13 protein-coding genes are annotated in these 14737 nt (G+C 64.0%); 4 read left to right on the top strand and 9 right to left on the bottom strand.

Annotated elements, in window-relative coordinates:
* Positions 1-27: 27 nt before the first annotated feature.
* The 3 genes from ACN9MO_RS26370 to ACN9MO_RS26360 form a co-directional block, all read right to left on the bottom strand.
* The gene (locus ACN9MO_RS26370; protein WP_057255349.1) at positions 28-1221 is read right to left on the bottom strand and encodes an acetyl-CoA C-acyltransferase; all 1194 of its coding nucleotides are present in this window, start codon (positions 1219-1221) and stop codon (positions 28-30) included.
* A gap of 59 nt (positions 1222-1280) precedes the next feature.
* The gene (locus ACN9MO_RS26365; protein ID WP_057255350.1) at positions 1281-1880 is read right to left on the bottom strand and encodes a TetR/AcrR family transcriptional regulator; all 600 of its coding nucleotides are present in this window, start codon (positions 1878-1880) and stop codon (positions 1281-1283) included.
* Positions 1881-1998: 118 nt separating this feature from the next.
* Positions 1999-3012, bottom strand: a complete 1014-nt coding sequence (locus tag ACN9MO_RS26360) for an oxidoreductase (RefSeq protein ID WP_113132583.1) — start codon at positions 3010-3012, stop codon at positions 1999-2001.
* Between the two features lie 94 nt (positions 3013-3106).
* Between ACN9MO_RS26360 and ACN9MO_RS26355 the strand changes: the two genes are divergently transcribed.
* A complete protein-coding gene (locus ACN9MO_RS26355) occupies positions 3107-4054 on the top strand; it encodes an AraC family transcriptional regulator (RefSeq protein ID WP_057255352.1) in 948 nt (315 codons plus the stop codon).
* An 18-nt stretch (positions 4055-4072) separates the two neighbouring features.
* Here ACN9MO_RS26355 and ACN9MO_RS26350 read toward each other — a convergent pair whose 3' ends face one another.
* Positions 4073-5131 carry an adenylate/guanylate cyclase domain-containing protein gene (locus ACN9MO_RS26350; protein ID WP_057255353.1) on the bottom strand — a complete coding sequence of 353 codons (1059 nt, stop codon included), beginning with the start codon at positions 5129-5131 and terminating at the stop codon, positions 4073-4075.
* Between the two features lie 152 nt (positions 5132-5283).
* Here ACN9MO_RS26350 and ACN9MO_RS26345 point away from each other — a divergent pair, with 152 nt between their 5' ends.
* Entirely contained in the window at positions 5284-5742 is a 459-nt protein-coding gene (locus tag ACN9MO_RS26345; protein ID WP_057255354.1) for an SRPBCC family protein, read from the top strand.
* Between the two features lie 17 nt (positions 5743-5759).
* Here the strand turns inward: ACN9MO_RS26345 and ACN9MO_RS26340 are convergent, their stop codons facing one another.
* A complete protein-coding gene (locus tag ACN9MO_RS26340; RefSeq protein WP_057255355.1) occupies positions 5760-6233 on the bottom strand; it encodes an Lrp/AsnC family transcriptional regulator in 474 nt (157 codons plus the stop codon).
* 145 nt (positions 6234-6378) lie between these two features.
* Between ACN9MO_RS26340 and ACN9MO_RS26335 the strand changes: the two genes are divergently transcribed.
* Positions 6379-7275 (top strand): DMT family transporter, encoded by an 897-nt coding sequence (locus tag ACN9MO_RS26335; protein WP_425987148.1) that lies wholly within the window; start codon positions 6379-6381, stop codon positions 7273-7275.
* A 41-nt stretch (positions 7276-7316) separates the two neighbouring features.
* Here ACN9MO_RS26335 and ACN9MO_RS26330 read toward each other — a convergent pair whose 3' ends face one another.
* Both ACN9MO_RS26330 and ACN9MO_RS26325 read right to left on the bottom strand, forming a co-directional pair.
* Positions 7317-8468: an efflux RND transporter periplasmic adaptor subunit gene (locus tag ACN9MO_RS26330; RefSeq protein WP_057255357.1), complete on the bottom strand. Its 1152-nt coding sequence runs from the start codon at positions 8466-8468 to the stop codon at positions 7317-7319.
* A gap of 15 nt (positions 8469-8483) precedes the next feature.
* The gene (locus tag ACN9MO_RS26325) at positions 8484-11627 is read right to left on the bottom strand and encodes an efflux RND transporter permease subunit (RefSeq protein ID WP_057255358.1); all 3144 of its coding nucleotides are present in this window, start codon (positions 11625-11627) and stop codon (positions 8484-8486) included.
* A gap of 69 nt (positions 11628-11696) precedes the next feature.
* On the opposite strand from ACN9MO_RS26325, the gene ACN9MO_RS26320 reads away from it, so the two are divergent.
* A complete protein-coding gene (locus ACN9MO_RS26320) occupies positions 11697-12677 on the top strand; it encodes a TetR/AcrR family transcriptional regulator (RefSeq protein ID WP_425987147.1) in 981 nt (326 codons plus the stop codon).
* Positions 12678-12688: 11 nt separating this feature from the next.
* Here the strand turns inward: ACN9MO_RS26320 and ACN9MO_RS26315 are convergent, their stop codons facing one another.
* Entirely contained in the window at positions 12689-14011 is a 1323-nt protein-coding gene (locus ACN9MO_RS26315) for an MFS transporter (protein ID WP_113132584.1), read from the bottom strand.
* A gap of 54 nt (positions 14012-14065) precedes the next feature.
* A complete protein-coding gene (locus ACN9MO_RS26310; RefSeq protein ID WP_112996441.1) occupies positions 14066-14341 on the bottom strand; it encodes a metal-sensing transcriptional repressor in 276 nt (91 codons plus the stop codon).
* Positions 14342-14737 lie beyond the last annotated feature (396 nt).

Raw genomic sequence — 14737 nt, 5'->3', positions numbered from 1 at the left:
GGATGACCTCTCTCCTGTGCATGGTCCTCAGCGAGGACGCTCGATGGCGATCGCGGTGGCTTCGCCGCCGCCGATGCACAGGGCAGCGACGCCGCGCGAAAGACCCCGCCGCGCCAAGGCGTGAAGCAGGGTCACGATCAGCCGCGCGCCGGTCGCACCGATCGGATGGCCGAGCGCGCAGGCGCCGCCGTTGACGTTCAGCCGGTCGCGGGCGATGCTGAGATCCTTGGCGGCGGCCATAGCCACCACGGCGAAGGCTTCGTTGATTTCGAAGAGATCAACGTCATCGACACTCCAGCCGGTCTTTTCCAGCAGCTTGCGGATCGCAGGAATAGGTGCCGTCGTGTACCAGGCGGGTTCCTGACTGTGCGTCGCATGCGCCTTGATTTCGGCGAGGATCGGCATGCCTTCGCGCTCGGCAATCGAGCGGCGGGTCAGGACGAGCGCCGCCGCACCATCCGCATTGGCCGACGCGCTAGCGGCCGTGATCGTGCCATTGGCGCGAAAGGCGGGCTTCAGGTTCGGGATCTTTTCGGGCGACACCTTCCGCGGGTGCTCGTCGGTATCGATGACCGTGTCTCCGCCCCTGGCCGCGACGGTGATCGGCGCGATCTCGTCGGCAAAGGCCCCAGTTTCGATCGCGGTGCGGGCGCGTGTCAGCGTTTCGACCGCATAGGAGTCCTGATCGGCACGGGTAAACCCATAGGCTTCGGCCGCTGCCTCGCCGAAATCGCCCATCGGTCGGCCGGGCTCATAGGCATCTTCCAACCCGTCGAGCATCATGTGGTCGAAGATCCGGTCATGCCCGACGCGATAGCCGGCTCGTGCCTTGGGGAGCAGATAGGGCGCGTTCGACATCGACTCCATGCCGCCGGCGACCGCGACATCGATCGATCCGGCAAGAATGAGATCATGCGCCAGCATGGTCGCCTTCATGCCGGAACCGCAGACCTTGTTGATCGTGGTGGCGCCGACGGCATCGGGCAGACCCGCGCCGCGGGCTGCCTGCCGGGCCGGGGCCTGTCCCTGGCCAGCGGGAAGCACGCAGCCCATCAGCACCTCGTCCGGGCGATCGGGTGAGAGGTGTGCCCGTTCAAGTGCGGCACGGATGACGTGGGCGCCGAGCGCGCTCGCCTGGGCCGGCGCAAGATCGCCGAGGAAGCGGCCAAGCGGCGTGCGCACCGCCGATACGATGACGATGGGGTCGGATGTGCTGGACATGGTCCGGTCCTTTCCGGCTGGAGGGAAACCCTGAACGTTTCGTGGGGGATCTTTGCCTGCTACTGCAGTGGCGACGCCTGCGACGCCCCTTCGTCGGCAAGCAAGCTCTCGGCCGCCGCCTTCAGGAACCGGTTCGAGAGTTGCTCGTCATCGACTGCGCGCGAAAGCACCAGCGCACCGACCATGGTCGAGAGCGCGACGATCGATTGGTCACGCACTTCCTTGCCTGGTTCGGGTGGAACCACCCCATCGAGAATGTCGAGATGACTGTTGATGCCGGCCTCGAAAGCCTGGCGCAAAGCTGGGCTGCGGCGGGCGGCTTCCGGTGCGAGCGCGGCCAGCGCGCATCCGTCGGCCTTTTCGTGGCGATGCGCATCCGACAGGTAAAAGCGGAGCAGGGCGCGAAGCGGCTTACCGGCCGCCTTGGAGACGACCCTAGCCCAGTTCGCCACGCCGCTCTCCAGCGCCTTGGAAGAAGCCTGAGCGATGAGGTCGTCCTTGGATTCGAATTGCTTGTAGAAACCGCCTTGGGTCAGGCCGGCGCCCTTCATCAGGTCGTTCAGACCGATGCCGTCGAAGCCTCTCTCGCGAAAGAGGCGACTTGCGACCTCGATGACCGTTCGGCGGTTTTCCTCCGCCTGTGCCCGGCTTACTCTCATTGTCTGCTCCCATCAGGCAAATGCGACAAAGAGAATATATGTCGATCACCATCTATCCGTCAAGTATAGATGATGACCGAAATCTTAATGGAGGCTTGAGCGGCTGCGACGAGGAGGCTCAGGCGCCTAGCCGAACGCCGGTCATCTCCTCACTGACGGCCCAAAGCCGCTCGGCGGCCTCCCGGTCGACGGCATAGGCCTCGACGCCGGCAATGCGGGCGGACGACGTATTGCGTGCGATCGACCAGGGCGTGTCGCTGGGAAGCAGTGGGGCAATTTCGCAGTCCATGCAGAACACGCCGCCCTTGCCGTCGAGCTGTGGGCTGGTGGCGCACCAGACCTGGGTGGCCGCCCCTTGCTCCGGGGTTTTCAGGTCACGCGACGGGTCGAGGATCGGTTCGCCCTTATCGTCCAGCGCGCCGTGCGCCTGCAGCGTCTCGACCGACATGTGGCGGGTGAGCCCGGTTCCGACGATGCCGCCCGGGTGCACGGAGAGGGCACGGATGCCATCCTCCTTGCCGCGCGCGTCGAGCGCGGTGGCAAAGAGCATATTCGCCGTCTTCGACTGGCCATAGGCCAGCCACGGATCGTAGGCGCGGCGCTCGAAATTGATGTCGTCGAACACCACGGGCGAGAAGCGGTGCCCGGCCGACGAGACGGAAACGACGCGGGCGCCCTGCGCGCGCTTCAGCGCCGGCCAGAGCCGCGCAACCAGCCGGAAATGGCCGAGATGGTTGGTGGAGAACTGCAGCTCGTTGCCGCGAGCGTCGCGTTTCAATTCTTCGACGGCCATGATGCCGGCGCTGTTGACGAGGATATGGAGCGGCAGCCCGGAGGCCAGGAAATCATCGGCGAAGGCGTCGATCGAGGCGGGGTCGACAAGGTTCATTGGCCGGACTTCGACGCCCGCGGCCACCGCGCCGATGGCCTTGCGGGCGCGGTCGACGTCGCGGGCCGGCACGATCACCTTGGCGCCTGCCTGCGCAAATGTGCGTACCGTTTCAAGGCCGAGGCCGGAATAGCCGCCGGTGACGATGGCGATCTTGTCCTTGAGGTCGATGCCGCGGACGACATCCGCTGTGGTCGAGGCAGCGGTGAAGCCGGAGTTGATGGGCTGTTGCAAAGTGGACATGGTGGGGTCTCCAGTTGATGCCCCCTGGAGATATCCATCATCAACTGAATTATGAATGCTTGATAATCCGTAGTCCTTTCGCCATAGTTCAGAAATGGACCAAGATCCGCTTTCCTCCATCCTGTCGCTGATCGAAGCCCGCGCGGTTTATGCCGGCGGCTTCAGTGCCGGCGGCGATTGGGCAATCCGCTTTCCGCCGCCGGAGAAGATCAAGTTCTTCGCCATTGCCCGCGGCGCCTGCCTGCTTGCTGTCGATGGCCTCGGCGATCCGCTTCAGCTTGATTGTGGCGATGTCGTGCTGCTGTCGGCGCCGGCTCCGTTCACGATCGCCAGCGCAGATGGAATTTCTCCCGTTGATGCCTATGAGCTCTATACCGAAGGCAAGCGCATGGCGTCCCTCGGGCAGGGGGACGACTTCCTGTTCATGGGTGGCCATATCGACCTCGGCACCACAAGCAGCCGCCTGCTCATCGACAATCTGCCGCCGGTCATTCACCTGCGCCGCGATGATGCCGGGGTGGATCAGTTGCAATGGCTCATCCGCGAGCTGGTGCAGGAAACCATGGCCGCAGCGCCCGGTGCAGATGCCGCGTGCTCGGGCCTTGCCCATCTGATGTTCCTGCAGATCCTCAGGGGCTATCTGTCACGGGAGCGTGGCGTCGATGTCGGCTGGCTGCGCGCCGCATGCGATCCGAAGCTGGCGCCGGCGCTCTCACTGATGCATGGCGACCCGACACGCAACTGGCATCTGCCGGAACTGGCCCGCGCTGCGGCCATGTCGCGCACTGCCTTTGCCACCTATTTCAAGGCCGTCGCGGGCATTGCTCCGCTCAGCTATCTCGCCGAATGGCGCATGCGGCTGGCGGAGCGAAAGCTACAGGATGGTGGCCAGTCTGTGGCGACGGTCGCGCAATCCGTCGGCTACGCCTCCGAAGCCGCCTTCAGCACCGCGTTCAAGCGCATCATGGGCCGCTCGCCACGGCAGCGCGCCAAGACTGGACGTCAGGTCTCGCCGGATCAGCTGTTGCCGGTCACGCTCTGACCTTTGGCCGGAGTGCCCTCAGGCATCCGGCAGGGTGAAGACGGTGCAGGGCGCTGCGATCCCACGCAATTTATGATCGCCGAGGGGTAGGAGCGGCGTCGTCGTGACGTTGGCGACGGCGCCTGAGATCAATACGGACCGGCCAAGCGGCCGACACAGGCCTTCCAGGCGGCTGACGAGGTTCACCGCCGCGCCGATGGCGGTGAAATCGAGCCGGTCGGCTGCGCCGATATTGCCCCAGAGAATGTCGCCGAGATGCAGCGCCACGCCGAAGGAGAGCGGCGGCAGACCCTCGGCCTGCCTTGCAGCATCGAGATGCGCCATGCCGGCGCGGGCGGCGGTCACCGCGCGCAAGGCCGCGTCACACGCCTCGGTCGGCGAACCACTGACCGGAAAGATCGCCAGGACGCCGTCGCCGATGAATTTCAGCACCTCGCCGCCGAAGGCGTGGATCGCGCCGGCCACCCGATCGAACCAGGCGTCGAGGGCCGCAATCACCAAAGCGGGCTCCGTTGTTTCGGACAAACCCGTGAAATTGCGAAGATCGGCGTAGAACAATGCGGCGCGAATGGTCTCGCCGGTGCCGCGGGTCAGCTCCCCGGCTCGGACGCGGGCGGCACTGCGACGGCCGAGATAGGCTTCGAGCAGGGCGGCGAGCGCTGCCCGCTCGGCGAGTGCCACCAAGGGAGCGACGGCGAAGCGTGCGACCTGACGAAGCCTAGCGGTTTCTGCTGGGTCGAAAGGCCGGGTTCCGGCCCAGCCGAGCCTCGCCCGGTCCGTCCCCGAACTGGTCGATTGTTCAAGCACCGGCCCGAGACCGGCCAGCCAGTCATGTCCTGCCCGATCGGATACCGCGCCCGCGAAGCCCAGGCTCTCGATCACGACGCCAGTCTCGGCCCGCCATAGCCAGGTGCGGCGGGCGATGATCGGATGCGGCACGGCCAGAGTGAGCGCACCGCCGGCAAGCGGCAGGTCGTCGGCGACAAGCAGGCGTCCAAGCCCGGACAGGAACCGGTCCGGATCGGGCGAGGCGCTCGCTTCATCCACGAGCCAGGCGAGGGGTGCGGACAAATCCATGGCGAAGAGGATAGAGCCGGGGCTCGTTCCGGCAAGGGGCTGGCCTGCAAGGTGGCGCCAAACGGCACGCGGGTCTATGATCGCGGCAGCCCGGGTTCCGTGCTTCACCTCTCCTGAACCGGCGGGCAGGCCAAACAGCAAAGGGAAGACCGATGCAAGAAGCCCTCGTCGTCCGCCGCGAAACGCGTATTCAGGCGCCGCCCGCCGCGGTGTTCGCTCTCCTGACCGATCCGGAAAAGATCCTCCGCTGGATGGGAACGGAGGCCGACACCAAGGCGGAGCCCGGCGGTCTCTATCTCGTCAACGTAACCGGAGCGCGTTTCGCCCGTGGGTCTTTTCGTGAGGTGGTGCCGGTGCATCGGCTCGCCTACAGCTTCGGCTGGGAGGGCAGTGACATCGTCCCGCCCGGCTCCAGCCTGATCGAGATCGACCTGATCGAACAGCCGGATGGAACCTTGCTGCGTCTCACCCACACGGGATTGCCCAATTCCGAGCAATGCGCCGGCCATGCGGAAGGCTGGGCGCATTATCTGGAACGGTTGGGGCAAGTCGCGTCCGGGCGCGATCCCGGGCCCGATCCCTGGCTCGGCCGTGACGGCAGCAGCAGCTGACGACCTCTCCTGATTGCTTAGATCGGCAGGAGCGCATCCGGCTTCACGTCCCCGACCGACGCGTAGGTGTGCGTCTCTCTGACGCCGGGAAGCGGCAATATCACCCGTTCGAGAAAGTCCTGGAATAGCGACATGTCGCCAATCCGCGCCTTTACGAGATAGTCGAAGCCGCCGATCACCATGTGGCATTCGAGAACCTCCGGTGCCTTTGCGATGGCCTCGGAGAACCGCTCGAAGATATGCGGCGCCGTGTGGTCGAGGCGCACCTGAATGAAGACGACGGTTCCCCGGCCGATCTTCTTCGGATCGAGGATTGCTCGCACCGCTTTCACATAACCCTCGCGGAAGAGGCGCTTGACGCGCTGGCTGGTGCCGGTCGGCGAGAGCCCCACCCGGTTCGCCAGTTCAAGCGTCGTGCGCCGGCCGTCTTCCTGGAGCAGCCTCAGCAGGTTGCGATCGATGGTGTCGAGACCTGCAATTTCCTGATTCACGCAAACTGATCCTCGATAGAGTGCATTTCACTCAGATTCTGCGAAATTAATATATTTAGACACGCTCATTCGAGCAATAGCATGCCGCTTCCGCAGTCCGATAACCGTTTCTGGCCGGACCGATCTCGTCGTCATGGAGGCAAGCGTGCGTGTTCTGTTGGTCGAGCAAGAGGCCGGAAGCAAGAGGTTGGCGATCCTGGCGAGCGTGGTCTTCGTTGCGATCACCACTATCCAGTTCGTTGCCGCCCGCTTCAGCCTGCGCGAACATCTGACCGCCGCCGATATCGTCAGTTTGCGGTTTGCGGGCGCTGCTTTCGCCTTCCTGCCGGTGGTTTGGAAGACCGGGGCTGCGAGGCTGAGGGCACTCGGCTGGCGGAAGGCTGGTTTGCTGGCCCTGCTGACGGGGCTACCCTATCCACTGATCATCAATCAGGGGCTCACCCAGGCGCCGGCCGCCCATGCCGCGGCCCTCTCTCCCGCCTTTATCGTCTTCTTTTCGTTCCTGTTCTCGCGCATCGCGTTCAGGGACAGGGTTTCCGGCCAACGGGTGATCGGCATTGCCGTGATCATGGCGGGGCTCGCGCTGTTCGTCTTTCACGCAGGCATCGGTTCCGGCGACACCTTGCGCGGCGATCTTCTTTTTGCAGGTTCGGGCATCATGTTCGCGGTTTATGCGGTGCTAGTGAGGCTCTGGTCGGTCGATGCGGTCACGGCGACCATCGCCGTGGTCTTCTTTTCCTGTCTGCCTCTGCCGCTGCTGCACATCCTGGCGCCGAGCGGGCTCGGGGCCACGTCGCTGGCGGAAATCGCAACGCAGCTGGTGATCCAGGGGTTCCTTGCCGGTGCCGCTGCCGTCGTCCTCTACACCTTCGTGGTGCGCCAGCTTGGGCCGCAGCCGGCTTCGCTGTTCATGCCGTTCATTCCGGTGACCACCGCCTTGGTCGGCATGGTGGCGCTCGGCGAAATACCGGCGCCTCTGCAATTTGCGGCAATCGCGGTCATCGCGTTTGGAATGATCTTCCCGATCCTGATGCGAGCGTAGCGATCTTTTTGGAAGGATGCTCCGGGGTTGCCAGAGAACGCCTACTTCTGTGCCTGCTCGGCGGGCATCGGCTTGACCGGCGCGCCGGGGAAAATCTTCTGCAGGTTTCCCGCGATCACCTGATCGCCCTCCGCAACGCCTGACGTCAGGCCGATGAGGTCGCCGCTTGTCGGGCCGAGGGTGACCAGCCGCTGCTCGACCGTGTCGCCCTTGCCGACGACATAGATGTATTTGCCGAGCTGGCTCGAGCCGAGTGCCGTTTCCGGCACCATCAGCACATTTGGTTCGTCGCGGACTTTCAGCCGCACGCGGACATATTGGCCAGGTAGCAGGGTCAGATCGGTATTGTCGATCGTCACGCGCGCGATGACCGTTCCGGTATTGCCCTCGACCGTATTGTTGATGAAGCTGAGGTCGCCCCGATAGCGCGGCTCCTCGTCGCCGGGAAGAAGCACTTCGGCCTCCACCTTGCCCTTTGCCCGAGCCTTTTGGATGTCGGCGAGTTCCGTTTCGCTCGGGTTGAACGAGACATAGATCGGCGAAAGCTGCACGAGGTTATTGAGGGGCGTTCCGGTGGTATTGCTGACGAGCGTTCCCTCAGAAGCCTGGTTGCGGCCAAGCCGGCCGGCGAAGGGCGCTCGTATTTCGGTGTAGTCGAAGTTGATCTCGGCCGTGCGCACCGCCGCTCGCGACATCGCCAGCGCCGCTTCCGCCTGATGCACGGCGCTCTGGCGCTGGTCGAAACTGTCCTTGTCCAGATAGCCCGTGGTCGCGAGCTCGTTGCCGCGCGTGAGGTTGGACTGAAGATAGGCAAGCGATGCCTGGTCGCGCTCGACCTGGGCCTTCGCCTGATCGAGTTCTGCGCGATAGTCGCGGGCGTCGATCCGGTAGAGAAGGTCGCCTTCCTTCACATCCGAACCGTCGGGAGCCGCCTGCGATTCGATGTAGCCGGTGATCTTGGCGCGAAGCGTGACGTTGCGGATCGCCTCGGTGCGCGCCGAATAGTCGAGATAGATCGGGATCGTCTTCTTGACCACCGCCGCGACCGGAACGGGCATCGCCTGCTGCGGCGGACCCACCGCCGCGCCGGCGTCTCCGCCTTTCAGCTCAAAGCCGCCGTTCTTGTAGTGATAGGCTGCAGCGAGGGCGGCGATCGCGACCGCTGCGGCAAGGACCAGTCTCGAACCACGCATGTCAGGCTCCAATTCCTATTCCGCCGCCTCCGGCTCGCGGCTCTGGCCGAACGGCTTCGAGGACGTACGCTCGCGCCATTGCTCGATGACCGCGTAGAACACCGGGACGAAGATGAGTGTGAGAATGGTCGCTGCCAACATGCCGCCGAAGACGGTGGTGCCGATCGACTGGCGGCTCGCCGCACCCGCGCCTCTGGCATACATCAGCGGCAGCACACCGAGGATGAAGGCAAAGGCCGTCATCAGGATCGGCCGCAGGCGCAGGCGCGCCGCTTCCGCTGCGGCCGCGACCACGTCGAGACCCTCCTCGCGTCGTCGTCTTGCGAACTCGACGATCAGGATGGCGTTCTTGGCGGCAAGTCCTACCAGCATCACGAAACCGATCTGCGAATAGACGTCGATCTGCAGTCCGCGCAGCCATAGCGCCGAAAGCGCCCCCAAAAGCGCGAGCGGCACCGAAAGCAGCACCATAAACGGCATCGACCAGCTTTCGTACTGGGCGGCCAGGATCAGGAAGCAGAAAACGAGCGCGAGCGCAAAGACGAGCGCGGCGATCGAGCCTGCGCGGATCTCCTGATAGGTAATGCCGGTCCACTCGAATGTGTAGTCCCGCGGCAGCGTCGTGCGGGCGACGCGCTCCATCGCCGCCACCGCCTGGCTCGAGCTGAAGCCGGGCGCTGCCGCGCCGTTGATCAGCGCCGAGGGGTAATTGTTGTAGTGCGTGATGGTCTCGGGGCCGACCGTCGGCTTGAAGGTTCCGAGCGTGTTGAGCGGCACCATTTCGCCTTCGGTGTTGCGCACATAGAGGCGGGAAAGATCCGTCGCCGAGGCCCGCGCACCCTGGTCGGCCTGCAGCGTCACGCGGAAGGTGCGGCCGAAGATGTTGAAGTCGTTGACATAGAGCGAGCCGAAATAGATCTGCAGCGTGCTGAAGATGTCCGGCAGGCTCAGGCCCAGCAGCTTCGCCTTGTCGCGGTCGAGGTCATAGTCGAATTGCGGGCTCGAGGTGCTGAAGGTGGTGAAGAGCTGGTAGGGATTGATCTCCGGCTGCTTGCGCGCCTCGGCAATCAGTGCCTGGGTCGCGTCGCTCAGCGCCTGCGCACTGCGCCCGCCGAGATCCTCGACCTGGAATTCGAAGCCGCCTGTCGCGCCGAGCCCCTGGATCGACGGCGGATCGAAGGCAAGCACCAGCGCATCCGGGATCTGCAGCAGTTGCGGCATTACGGCCTCGCGTAGCGCCGAGGCGCCCTGTTCGGGGGGACGTTCGTCCCATGGCTTCAAGACGGCGAACTGCACGGCGGAATTCGACTGGGCGGCAAAGGACAGGAAATTGAAGCCGACGACGGAGCCGACGAAATCGACGCCGGCGGTGCCGCGCAGGATCTCCTCCGATCGCCGCGCAACGGCCTCGGTTCTTTCAAGCGAGGCGCCGTCCGGCAGCTGGATGACGACGAAGAAATAGCCCTGGTCCTCGACCGGCAGGAAGGTCGACGGAATGCGCTGCCACAAGGCATAGGTGGACCCGATCGCGACGAGGAAAAGGGCAAACAGCGCCCAGCGCCAGCGCACGAGCCCCGCGACGCTGCGCGCATAACCGTGCGACAACGCATGGAAGCCCGAATTGAACCAGCGGAAGAGGGCGAAGCGCGGCTCGCCGCGATAGCGAAGGAACGCGGCGCTCAAGGCCGGGCTGAGCGTCAGCGAATTGAAGGCGGAGAACGCGACGGAGATCGCAACCGTCAGAGCGAACTGGTTATAAAGGCTGCCGGCGACGCCCGGAATGAAGGCGACCGGGATGAACACGGCGAGCAGCACGGCTGTCGTGGCAATGATCGGGCCGGTCACCTCCTGCATGGCCTTTTTGGTGGCGGCAAGCGGCGGCAAGCCGGCCTCGAGCTGGCGTTCGACGTTCTCGACGACGACGATCGCGTCGTCGACCACCAGCCCGATGGCAAGCACCATGCCGAGCAGGCTCAGCATGTTGAGCGAGAAGCCGAAGAGATACATGACGACGAGCGTCGCGATCAGCGAGACCGGAATGGCGATCGTCGGGATGATGGTGGTGCGCAGGTTCTGCAGGAAGATGAAGACGACGAAAACGACGAGGGCAAGCGCCTCGAGCAGGGTGAAGACCACATCCTTCATCGCCGCCGAGACGAAACGCGTGGTGTCGTAGAACATGTGATAGGCGATGCCGGCGGGGAAGCGCTGCGACAGCTCGTCCATTTTCGCCTGCACGCGGCTCTGCAGGTCGAGCGCGTTGGAGCCCGGCGCCTGGAAGACGGCAAGCACGACGCTCTCCTTGCCGTTGAAGGTGACCGATGACGAGTAGAGAAGGGCGCCGAGTTCGATGCGTGCGATGTCGCGCAATCTGGTTGTCGCGCCGGTCGTCTGGTCGGCCCGAAGCACGATGTCACCGAACTGCGAGGGATCGCTCAAGCGCCCGAGCGCGTTGATCTGCATCTCGAAGGGCGTGCCTGCTGGCGCCGGCGACTGCCCGATCTTGCCGCCTGCGACCTGGATATTCTGCTCGGCGATGACGTTCTGGACGTCGACGGCGGTGATGCCGAGATTGGCCATGCGATCCGGATCGAGCCAGACGCGCATCGAATAGCGGCGCTCACCGAAAAGCTGCACGTCCCCGACGCCCGGCAGGCGCTTCAGCGGATCGAGAATCTGCAGGTAGGCGTAATTGCTGACCGAGGCGAAATCGACCGAATTGTCCGGCGAATCCAGGCTGACGAGCACGGTGAAATTGGGGATCTGCTTGGCGATGGTGACGCCGGTCTGGTTGACGAGCGCGGGAAGCGACGAGGCCGCCTGGGAGACGCGGTTCTGGACGTCGAGCGCCGCGGCGTCGATCGGATAACCCACTTCGAAGGAAATGATGATGCGCGACGAGCCGTCGTTCGAACTCGTCGAGGTCATGTAGAGCATGCCCGGCACGCCGTTGATCTGCTGTTCGAGCGGTGTCGTCACCGTGTCGGCGACCACCTGGGCGCTGGCACCCGGATAATTGGCGGCCACCACGATCTGCGGCGGCGTCACATCGGGAAACTGTGAGATCGGCAGCAGGAAATAGCAAATGCCGCCGGCAAGCGTCATGATGATCGCGATGGCCGATGCGAAGATCGGCCGGTGAATGAAGAAGTCGATCATGGCGGGATCGATCCTTTGCAGGCGCTGCCATCCTGGCGGGCGGCATAACGGAGCATTTCGAACCTGTGCATGCGCACGCCCGCCGCGCCGACCTTCCGGTCCGCGACGTTCTCCTCAGCTTTCGGCCCATCCAGCATGCGCATCGTAAGGCTCCAGCACGAGATCCTGATGGGCCGGATCGACCCAAAACACGAGCGTTATCGAATCTTAAAAGTCTCTGCGGTGTGCGCTCTGGCTAAAAGACGCCTGACGACCGCGCTCACCGACACTGGGCTAGAAATTATTCTGCGGTTACCGCCGTCTCCAGAAGGCCTTCGCGGCAAGCGGCCACTCTTCTGTGCCGCGTTGGCGAAAATGTTACTGGTCGGTAACAGCGTTGCATGTTATCGACCAATAACAGGGCGTCAAGGGCAAGATTTTTCACGCCGACCACGCCGGGCCAATGCGATGACAACGGATTTCTGCAAGCCATCCCGTCGTTCGCCGCGCGATCGCATCGTCGAGGCTGCGCGAGACCTCTTTCGCCGGCACGGCATCCGCGGAACCGGCGTCGATGCGATCGCCGATGCCGCCGACAGCAACAAGATGACGCTCTACCGCCATTTCAATTCGAAGGATGAGCTGATCGTCGAATGCCTGCGCCATGCGGGAATGGAGATGGACGGCTTCTGGCGAGAGCTGGAAGACGCGTACCCTGGCGACGGACTGGGGCAGCTCAGGGCCTGGGTCCGGCGGATCGCCGACCATCTCGGTGACGACAAGTGCCAATGCGAAATGATGAGCGCGGCCGTGCAACTGACCGACGAGGATCATCCCGGGCGCTCGGTGATCCGCATGTTCAAGGACGCGCAACGTGACCGCGTCGTTGAGCTCTGCCGCAGGGCTGGCGTCGCCGATGCGGAACTGCTTTGCGACACGCTGCTGCTGTTGATCGAGGGCGCGCGCGCCGCTCAGCAAAGCAGCGGTGCCGAAGGGCCGAGCGCCCGTTTTGCGGAGATCGCCGACGCGGCGATCCTGTCCTTTGCCGGCAGCGGTGACGCTTTCAAGTAGCGACCGTTTGCCTATCGCTCGGCCGGCCAGTCCGGGTGATGGCTGTCGATCACAAACACATGGGTGTGCCGGTGACCGCCGCCGACGCGTGTTGCACCTGCGAGATGAGGGTGACCGTCGGCAAGCTCGTGATGGACGTGCTCGATTTCGTCCGGATCCTGCGCCGGCCAGAGCCGGGCCGCCGCGACGATGGCGCCTACAGCGATGAGGCCAAGCGCTGCGAAGGTCGGCGTCAGCCCGGCCGTCGCGCCGAGCCAGCCGGCAAGCGGATAGGTGATCAGCCAGCAGGCATGCGAAAGGGCGAACTGCGCGGCAAAGAGCGCGGGCCTGTCTTCCGGTTGCGCCGAGCGGCGCAGCAGCCGGCCGGATGGTGTCTGTGCCAGCGAATAGCCGAGACCGATGGCGAGCCACAGAGGCAGCAGCGAAACGAAACTTGGGACAAGAGCGCCGATGAACAGGCCGGCGGTGAGAACCGCTGCACCCGAAAACATGGCGACGCGATCGGGGGTCCTATCGAGCAGGCGGGGCAACAGCAGCGCGGCGATCATCGAGCCGCCGCCAGAGGCGGCGAGTGCGATGGCTGTGTCGGTCTGGGTGAGCCCGAATTTGGCCTGGACCAACACCACCGTGTTGACGATGACCATCGACCCGGCAGCCGAAACCGCGAGGTTGAGCGCGAGCAGCCCCCTGAGCCGCGGCGTTGCCAGATAGATGCGCAAGCCCCGCGTCGTCCGGTCGTAGATGCCGCGTCGTTCCGTCGCCTTCGGACTTGGAAGCGCGACTGAGACGACGAGTGCGGCGGAGGCGAGGAAGCCAATGACCGTGCCGGCAAACAGGTTGTGGAAATTGACGACGGTGAGCAGCGCTGCGGCCAGCATCGGGCTTGCGACGCTCTCGAGGTCATAGGCAAGCCGCGAGAGCGACAGGGCGCGTGTGTATTCCCTTTCATCCGGCAGCACATCCGGAATGGTTGCCTGGAAGGTGGGGGTAAAGGCGGCCGACGCCGACTGCAGCACGAAGATCAGCACATAGACCTGCCAGATCTCGGTCACGAACGGCAGGAAGAGTGCGACGGCGGCGCGCACCAGATCGAGGCAGACGAGCATCGCGCGACGCGGAAGCCGCTCCGCAAAGGCGGCGGCGATCGGCGCCACGCCGACATAGGCGATCATCTTGATCGCGAGTGCCGTGCCCAGGACGACGCCCGCCTCGGCGCCTGCCAGATCATAGGCGAGAAGCCCGAGCGCAACGGTCGCAAGACCGGTTCCGACCAGCGCGATCATCTGCGCCAGAAACAGATGGCGATACGTCCGGTTTGCGAGGATCTGCAGCATGAGGTTTGGGCTCGTTCATTCGGTGGCGGTTGCAGTCGGGGCGGGCGTGGTCGTTCAGAGAAACTTTGTGATCGCCTTGAACTCGTCGATGGAGTGGCGCTGGTCACGCGGAAGCGCACCGATCGTGTCTTCGAGGCAATGATCCAGATGGTCCTGGATCAGGGTTCGCTTCGCCTGGCTGATCGCCTTCTCCACCGCGTGGAGTTGCTGGGCGATGTCGAGGCAGGGGCGGCCGCCCTCGATCATGGCAATGACGCTCTTCAGGTGCCCTTCGGCGCGCTTTAGCCGCTTGACGATCTCGGGATGGGTATCGTGTCTGTGTTCGCTCATGTTCGTAACCTATCCCCCTGGAGGGGATATATCAAGGGATGCTTGCGGAGATAGCGCTGCCCTCAGGCGCGCGTAACGCCGTGGAAGCGCGGGTATCGCCTTGGCGCTATTCAACTCGCGCGAACGTAACGACAAGTGACGTGACTTTCTTCATATTGCATACAATTTGAATTCGGCAATCCTCGGAGATTGAAGCCGAGGAACGCCGATCTGGCTGATAAAGTCCCGCCACTGCATCCACTGTTTCATCAAATGAGCCGTGATGCGGGAGGTTTCTCGCCGATTTTGATGCGCCAGACCCGGTGTCTTTTCACTCAAAGTTCAGAATGCCTACAATCTAAAATACGATATTGACGCAAGATTGCATACATGAGACAGTTATTTTGTCTATACAAA

Origin of the sequence: Ensifer sp. R-19 (genome assembly GCF_049905105.1) — a bacterium.
Lineage (GTDB): Bacteria > Pseudomonadota > Alphaproteobacteria > Rhizobiales > Rhizobiaceae > Ensifer.
The sequence above is the reverse complement of the archived record's forward strand: the minus strand, read 5'-3'. Positions and strand labels throughout refer to the sequence as shown.

Coding starts and splice junctions, on each gene's coding strand:
- ACN9MO_RS26370 (WP_057255349.1), bottom strand. CDS start 1,221: ATGTCCAGCACATCCGACCCCATCGTCATCGTATCGGCGGTGCGCACG.
- ACN9MO_RS26365 (WP_057255350.1), bottom strand. CDS start 1,880: ATGAGAGTAAGCCGGGCACAGGCGGAGGAAAACCGCCGAACGGTCATC.
- ACN9MO_RS26360 (WP_113132583.1), bottom strand. CDS start 3,012: ATGTCCACTTTGCAACAGCCCATCAACTCCGGCTTCACCGCTGCCTCG.
- ACN9MO_RS26355 (WP_057255352.1), top strand. CDS start 3,107: ATGGACCAAGATCCGCTTTCCTCCATCCTGTCGCTGATCGAAGCCCGC.
- ACN9MO_RS26350 (WP_057255353.1), bottom strand. CDS start 5,131: ATGGATTTGTCCGCACCCCTCGCCTGGCTCGTGGATGAAGCGAGCGCC.
- ACN9MO_RS26345 (WP_057255354.1), top strand. CDS start 5,284: ATGCAAGAAGCCCTCGTCGTCCGCCGCGAAACGCGTATTCAGGCGCCG.
- ACN9MO_RS26330 (WP_057255357.1), bottom strand. CDS start 8,468: ATGCGTGGTTCGAGACTGGTCCTTGCCGCAGCGGTCGCGATCGCCGCC.
- ACN9MO_RS26325 (WP_057255358.1), bottom strand. CDS start 11,627: ATGATCGACTTCTTCATTCACCGGCCGATCTTCGCATCGGCCATCGCG.
- ACN9MO_RS26320 (WP_425987147.1), top strand. CDS start 11,697: ATGCGCACGCCCGCCGCGCCGACCTTCCGGTCCGCGACGTTCTCCTCA.
- ACN9MO_RS26315 (WP_113132584.1), bottom strand. CDS start 14,011: ATGCTGCAGATCCTCGCAAACCGGACGTATCGCCATCTGTTTCTGGCG.
- ACN9MO_RS26310 (WP_112996441.1), bottom strand. CDS start 14,341: ATGAGCGAACACAGACACGATACCCATCCCGAGATCGTCAAGCGGCTA.